Raw genomic sequence first — 6,563 nt, 5'->3', positions numbered from 1 at the left:
GGCCATGACCTGGCCCTTGCTGCGGTGGTCGTCGGCGGTGCTGTTGGCGGTCATCGCGGCGCGGTGCAGGGCCCCGTAGACGCTGACGCCTTCTTTCAGGGGGAGCAGCGCGGTCAGGTAGGTCATGCAGTCGGGGGCGGGGCGGATCGTAACCCGCCGGTCGGTGACGGCCTTGCGGGCGCGGTCGGCGGCCCCGTCCGGGTCGAGACGGTGCGCCCAGCCGCGGGCCTGCTGCGCGGTGTGCTGATCGCTCCACCCGGACAGGTGGTCGGCGATCGCCGCGTCGATCTGGGCGCGGTGCTCGACGCTCAGGTGAGCGGTTTCCTGGGCGATCAGGGTGGCCCGCCATTCGCTGCCCTCGCCGCGTTCCATCACCTGAAGCACCCGGGGCATCTCGTGGACCAGGGTTCGGGCCAGACCGACGTGCCGGCTGCCCCTCTGCGGGCTGTCCCGGCGGGCCAGCGCGATCTGAGCGCAGACGGAGCGGCGGGCGTCGGCGGTGGCCATGCCGTTCTCGATGAGCCGGGCGCGGTGGCGGGTGGCGAAAGCATCGGTGAGCCGAGCCTGCCGGGCACTGATCGCGGTGGTGAGCTGCTCCAGGGCGGTGATCTCGTCGATCAGCTCAGGGTCGCTTCCTGTGGTGCCGAGTTCGGCCAGCATCGCGCGGAACGCGATGGCCTGCTCGGTGCTCGACATGTGTTCGATTCTACGGTCCCATCTGATCGTCGGCAAGACTTCCTACCCTTGTCACAGGAGGAAATTCGAACGGATAGCCGCACCGCGGGGAGGGTCGTCTCGACGTTCGATGGGCCGGTGGAGGACTGCGCGGATCAACGTGCCCCGAATGGGACGGGTGGGGCGCGTGTGTACGACTTCGTCCGCGCCGGCGCAGTTGATCCGCGCGGGTAGGGCCGCGCCGGCGCAGGTGATCCGCGCGGGGCAGGCTCAGCCGGTCTTGCGGGCGGTTGAACGGCGGCGGGTGGGCTTGGTGTCGGCGTCGTCGGCAGCGTCGGTGTCTGCGGCGCTCCCGGACTTCTTCGCCCGGGTCGTCGAGCTCGAGCGGGAGCGGGTCGCCGGGGTGGCGGCCTTCTTCCGGTCGTCCTCGTCCGAGTCCTCCTTCGCACCGGACCCCGCCTTGTGCCGCTCGACGCTGCGCTGCAGGGCGGCGAGCAGGTCGACCACCTCGGCGTCCTCACCCTCGTCGGCCTTCTCGACGGTCTCGAACGCCTCGCCACCCTCGAGCTTGGCCTCGATCATCTGCTGCAGCTCTTCGCGGTACTCGTCGGTGTAGTCCTCCGGGTGGAAGTCGTCGGCGAAGCTGTCGACCAGCATCGCCGCCATCTTCAGCTCGGCCGGCTTGATCGAGACGGACTCGTCCAGCGAGGCGAACTCGGCCGCCCGCACCTCGTCGGGCCACAGCAGGGTCTGGATCACCAGCACGTCGTCGCGCACCCGCAGCGCGGCGAGCCGGGTCTTCTGCCGGAGCGCGAAGTTGACGATCGCGATCCGGTCGGTCTGTTCCAGCGTCTGCCGGAGCAGCACGTAGGCCTTGGTCGAGGTGGACGCCGGCTCCAGGTAGTAGGTCTTGTCGAACAGCACCGGGTCGACCTGGTCGGCCGGCACGAAGCTGACCACCTCGATCTCCCGGCTGGAGCTGGCCGGCAGCTGGGAGAAGTCCTCGTCGGTCAGCATCACGGTGCGGCCGTCGTCGCTCTCGTAGGCCTTGGCGATGTCGGCGTACGGCACCTCGGCACCGTCGATGTCGCAGACCCGCTTGTACCGGATGCGGCCGCCGTCCTGGGCGTGGACCTGGTGGAACCGGATGTCCTTCTCCTCGGTGGCCGAATACAGCTTCACCGGGACATTGACCAGGCCGAACGCCACGGAACCTTTCCAGATCGATCGCATGTGCCCATGATGAACCCTTCGGTGCCGGGCGGGGCATGCTGGTGATCGAAAAGTTCCGGTCCGGAAAGGTGGGTGACATGGCGGCGGACGGTGCGACGGTGGAGGTCGACGGGCACCGGATCGCCCTGACCCACCTGCGCAAGGTGCTCTATCCGGCGACGGGGACGACCAAGTCGGACGTCATCACCTACCTCGCCGAGGTCGCGCACGTGATGATCCCGCACCTGGCCGACCGCCCGGTGACCCGCAAGCGCTGGCCCGACGGGGTGTCCACGCAGCCGTTCTTCCACAAGGACCTGCCGAAGGGCACGCCGACCTGGGTGCCGCGGCGGACGATCCTGCACTCCGACGGCCCGAAGAACTACCCGATCGTCGACTCACCGGCCACGCTGGTCTGGCTCGGCCAGATCGCGGCGCTGGAACTGCATGTCCCGCAATGGACTTTCCCCGACGTCGACCCCGACACCGCCCCCGACGACCCGGCTGCGCAGCTCAGCGAAGCCGGTTTCGACACGGTGCGGCCCAATCGCCTGGTCTTCGACCTCGATCCGGGGCCGGGGGTGGAGCTGGCCGACTGCGCCGTGGTGGCCCGAGCGGTGCGCGAGCGGATGGCCGGCGTCGCGCTGGTCCCGGTCACCAGCGGCTCCAAGGGCATTCACCTCTATTCCTGGCTCGACGGCACCCTGACCTCGGACGACGCCTCCGCGTACGCGCGGGAGATCGCCGAGGCGATCGAGCGCGACCTGCCGGACCTGGTGGTCTCCCGGATGGCCAAGTCGCTGCGGCGCGGCAAGGTCTTCATCGACTGGTCCCAGAACAACGGGTCGAAGACGACGATCGCGCCGTACTCGCTGCGCGGCCGCGAGCACCCGACGGTGGCCGCCCCGCGGACGTGGGAGGAACTGGCCGACCCCGAGCTGATGCACCTGGAGTACGCGGAGGTGCTGCGCCTGCTCGAGCGCGCGCCGGACCCGATGGCCGGCCTGGAGTCCGGCGACAACGACGGTGCCGAGACCCGGGGCGGGCGCCGGCCCGCCGCCCGTCCGGACCACGCCCTGGACACCTACCGGTCGATGCGGTCGGCGGCCCGGACCCCGGAACCGGTGCCCGAACCCGGCCTGCTCCCGCACGGCGCCGACGACACCTTCGTCATCCAGGAGCATCACGCCCGCCGCCTGCACTACGACTTCCGGTTGGAACGCGACGGTGTGCTGGTCTCCTGGGCGGTGCCGAAAGGGGTGCCGGAAACCTCCGGCCGCAATCACCTGGCCGTGCACACCGAGGATCACCCCATGGACTACGCCGATTTCGCCGGCGAGATCCCGACCGGCGAGTACGGCGGCGGCACCGTCACGATCTGGGACCGCGGCACCTACGCGACCGAGAAGTGGCGCGCCGACGAGGTGATCGTCGTGCTCCGGGGGGCCAAGGCGCGGGGTCGCTACGCGCTCATCCGGACCGGCGGGAAGAACTGGCTGATGCACCGGATGAAGGACCAGAGCGCCGCGCCCAAGCGGTACGACGATCCCCGGCCGGACACCGACGCGCCGACCTCGGCGACCCGACCAGCCCCGCCCACCGACACCCGCCCCGCACCGCCCGCCGACATCCGGCCGATGCTGGCGACCGCGGGCACGGTGGCCGACGTCGCGGACGGCACCCGCTGGCGGTTCGAGGGCAAGTGGGACGGCATCCGGGCGATCGCGACCGTCGGCCCGGGCGGGGCGACCCTGCGCAGCCGCCTGAACAACGACGTCACGCACACCTACCCCGAACTCGCGGTGCTGGCCGACCTGCTGGCCGGGCACGGCGCGGTGCTGGACGGGGAGATCGTCGCGCTGCAGGACGGGCGCACCAGCTTCCACCAGATGCAGCGCCGGATGAACGTGCAGCGGTCCCGGGACGTCGCCCGGGTGATGCGCGAGGTGGCGGTGGAGTTCTGGGTGTTCGACGTGCTGTGGCTGGACGGGGTCGGCCTGCTCGACAAACGGTACGACGACCGGCGCCGCCTGCTCGACGCCCTGCCGCTGGCCGGCGAGGTGGTCCGGGTGCCCGACCAGCTGCCCGGCCCGGCTCCGGAGGCGTTGCAGGACAGCGCCGATCGACGGTGGGAGGGCATCGTCGCCAAGCTGGGCGACTCGACCTACCAGCCGGGCCGCCGCTCCCGCTCCTGGATCAAGATCAAGAACTTCCGGGATCTGGAGGTGGCGGTGGTCGGCTGGACGCCGGGATCGGGCCGGCGGGCGGGCACGGTCGGGGCGCTGATGCTGGCCGTGCCGGACGGGGCCGGCGGCCTGCGGTACGCGGGCAAGGTCGGGACCGGTTTCACCGACGCCGTTCTCGACCAGCTGATGGCCGCGCTCGATCCGTTGCGCACCGACCGGTCGGCCGTGGGCGACACCGTGCCCCGGGTCGACGCCGCCGGGGCGGTGTGGGTCCGGCCGGAGCTGATCGGTGAGGTCAAGTACGGCGAGTGGACACCCGAGCGCCGGCTGCGGGCCACCAGCTGGCGCGGGCTGCGGACGGACAAGACGGTGGCCGACCTCGTCCCGGAGCCGGACCGGTGAGCGCGGCCCGCTCCCTGCTGGACGTCCGCGATCTCGGCAAGGCCTACGGCGACGTCGCGGTGCTGGACGGGGTCACCTTCACCGTGGAACCGGCCGAGGTGGTGGCGCTGACCGGTCCGAACGGCTCCGGCAAGTCGACGCTGCTCAAGTGCATCGCCGGGTGGGAGGAGCCGACCACGGGCGTCGTGCTGTTCGACGGGGGTCCCTACGCCGAGCGGCTGCCGCACGTCCGGGCCGCGGTGGCCGTCGCGCTGGGCGGCGGGGCCGACTTCCCCGGGCTGACGGTGCGCGAACACCTGGAGTTCATGGCCCGCGGGCACGGCAACACCGACCCGGGGCCCATCGTCGCCGCCGTGCTCGACGAGTTGGACCTGGCCCACATGGCCGAGCGGTTCCCGTTCGCCCTGTCCCAGGGCCAGCGCCGGCGGCTGGGACTGGCCGCCTGCTTCGTCCGGCCACGCCGCCTGCTGATGCTCGACGAGCCCGAACAGAACCTCGACCGGGCCGGCCGGGAGTGGCTGGCCGAACGGATCGCCGCGGAGCAGCGCGCCGGCGTGGCGGTCCTGATGGCCTGTCACGACCCGGTGCTGGTGGCCGCGGCCGCCGACGCCGAGGTCGAGCTCGGCTTCGACCTGCCCGAGGACGACCGGGACGGTGCCTCGTGAGCGGCCCGGCCGACCCGACCCGCCTCGCCCGCCGCCCGGCGCCGCCGGACCCCGCCCGGCCGGCCGACTTCCCCCGCTACCTGCGGCGGATGGGCCGGCGCTGGCGATCGGTGACGGGTACCGGGGTCCGCTACGAGACGACGCTGGTCGTGCTCTGGTACGGCACGGTCCCTGCCATCGTCGGGGTCCGGGCGCTGGCCGCGCCGGCGCCGACCGCCCCGCCGCTGTCCTGGCCGGCGGCGGCCGCGCTCCTGCTCGCCGCCGCCGCGGTCGTGGTGCTGTTCGCGGTCGCGGCCGGGCCGGTCAACGTCGGGCCCGAATACCGGTCCTGGGTGCTGTCCACCCCGGTCGACCGCCGGGTGCTTCTGCGCCGGCCGGCCGTGCGCGCACTGGGGCTGACGGCCGTGGTGACCGGCGTCGCGGGTCTGGTCCTGGGCGGGCTGGCCGGACTGCGCGGGACCGATGCGGTCGCCGCGACCGCGCTCGCGTCGGCGATCGGGGCCGCGGCGGGTGCGACCGCGACACTCGGCCAGGCGGCCGCCACCCCCCGGGCGATGGTGCTGGTCGCCCGCTGGTCCGCGGTGGTGCTGTTCGTCGCCGCGGTCGCGCTCGACCCGGTCGACGTCCGCGTCCCGCCCGCCCCGCTGCTCTGGATCGTCACGGCGGCCGCGGTCGGCGTGGCGGCCGTGCTGGCCCGGATGGCGATCCACGGGGTGGGTCACATCCCCCTGGCCCGGATGACGGCGGGTTCGGGTCCGGTCGCCTCGGTCACCGAGGCCGTCGCCGACCAGACGCTGGCCCCGCTGTCGGAGATCCTGGTCCGGCCCGAGTTGCGCCGGCAGCCGGTCCGGGTCGGGCGCCGGCTGACCGGGACGGGGCCCGCCGCGGTCGCCGCGGTCGGCCGCCGGTTGGCCGTCCGGAACGTGCAGGCGGCCGGTCGGTGGGGGCTGCTGGTGGCCGCCTGCTACCTGGCGGCGCCCCTGCTCGGCGGGATCGACGGGGCCGGCGCCGGCCTGGCCCTGGTCGGCTACCTCTGCGCGCTGGGGGCGGTCAGCGGCTACGCCGACCTGGTCCGCCGGTTCGCCGCCGAGCCGGCGCTGGCCGACCGGTACGGGCTCGACCGCACCCGGAGCCGGGTCGCGGCGATGCGGGTTCCGGTCCTGGCCGCCGGGCTGTTCGCGCTCGCCGCGCTGCCGGTACTGGCCGGACCGCTCGGTCCGGCGCGGGCGGTCGCGGTGCCGGCGCTGGCCCTGCTGGTGGTCGCCTACCGGGCCAACCAGCGGCCGTTCGCGGCCAGCTTCGTCGTCGGCAGCACCTACTCCCAGGACCTGGTCCGGCGGTTCCTGCGCGGCCCGGGCGTCCTGCTGGCCGGGGCCGGGTTGGCCATGGCGGGGTTGCTCGGGGGCTGAGACCGGGCTCCGTA

General features: G+C 73.3%; 5 protein-coding genes. 3 read left to right on the top strand and 2 right to left on the bottom strand.

What is annotated here, in order from left to right:
* On the bottom strand, positions 1-696 hold a 696-nt coding region (locus ACOJUF_RS13390), incomplete at its 3' end, for a DUF222 domain-containing protein (protein WP_420122337.1).
* A 249-nt stretch (positions 697-945) separates the two neighbouring features.
* Positions 946-1,908 (bottom strand): Ku protein, encoded by a 963-nt coding sequence (locus tag ACOJUF_RS13385; RefSeq protein WP_420122336.1) that lies wholly within the window; start codon positions 1,906-1,908, stop codon positions 946-948.
* Between the two features lie 77 nt (positions 1,909-1,985).
* On the opposite strand from ACOJUF_RS13385, the gene ACOJUF_RS13380 reads away from it, so the two are divergent.
* The 3 genes from ACOJUF_RS13380 to ACOJUF_RS13370 are packed head-to-tail and all read left to right on the top strand — an operon-like array spanning position 1,986 to position 6,549.
* The gene (locus ACOJUF_RS13380) at positions 1,986-4,475 is read left to right on the top strand and encodes an ATP-dependent DNA ligase (RefSeq protein WP_420122335.1); all 2,490 of its coding nucleotides are present in this window, start codon (positions 1,986-1,988) and stop codon (positions 4,473-4,475) included.
* Positions 4,472-5,140 carry an ABC transporter ATP-binding protein gene (locus ACOJUF_RS13375; RefSeq protein ID WP_420122334.1) on the top strand — a complete coding sequence of 223 codons (669 nt, stop codon included), beginning with the start codon at positions 4,472-4,474 and terminating at the stop codon, positions 5,138-5,140. The genes ACOJUF_RS13380 and ACOJUF_RS13375 overlap by 4 nt, the downstream gene beginning before the upstream one ends.
* Complete coding sequence (locus ACOJUF_RS13370; RefSeq protein WP_420122333.1) at positions 5,137-6,549, top strand: DUF6297 family protein; 1,413 nt, start codon at positions 5,137-5,139, stop codon at positions 6,547-6,549. The genes ACOJUF_RS13375 and ACOJUF_RS13370 overlap by 4 nt, the downstream gene beginning before the upstream one ends.
* Positions 6,550-6,563: the final 14 nt, after the last annotated feature.

It is taken from the genome of Nakamurella sp. (assembly GCF_048594475.1).
Lineage (GTDB): Bacteria > Actinomycetota > Actinomycetes > Mycobacteriales > Nakamurellaceae > Nakamurella.
The sequence above is the reverse complement of the archived record's forward strand: the minus strand, read 5'-3'. Positions and strand labels throughout refer to the sequence as shown.

Coding starts and splice junctions, on each gene's coding strand:
- ACOJUF_RS13385 (WP_420122336.1), bottom strand. CDS start 1,908: ATGCGATCGATCTGGAAAGGTTCCGTGGCGTTCGGCCTGGTCAATGTC.
- ACOJUF_RS13380 (WP_420122335.1), top strand. CDS start 1,986: ATGGCGGCGGACGGTGCGACGGTGGAGGTCGACGGGCACCGGATCGCC.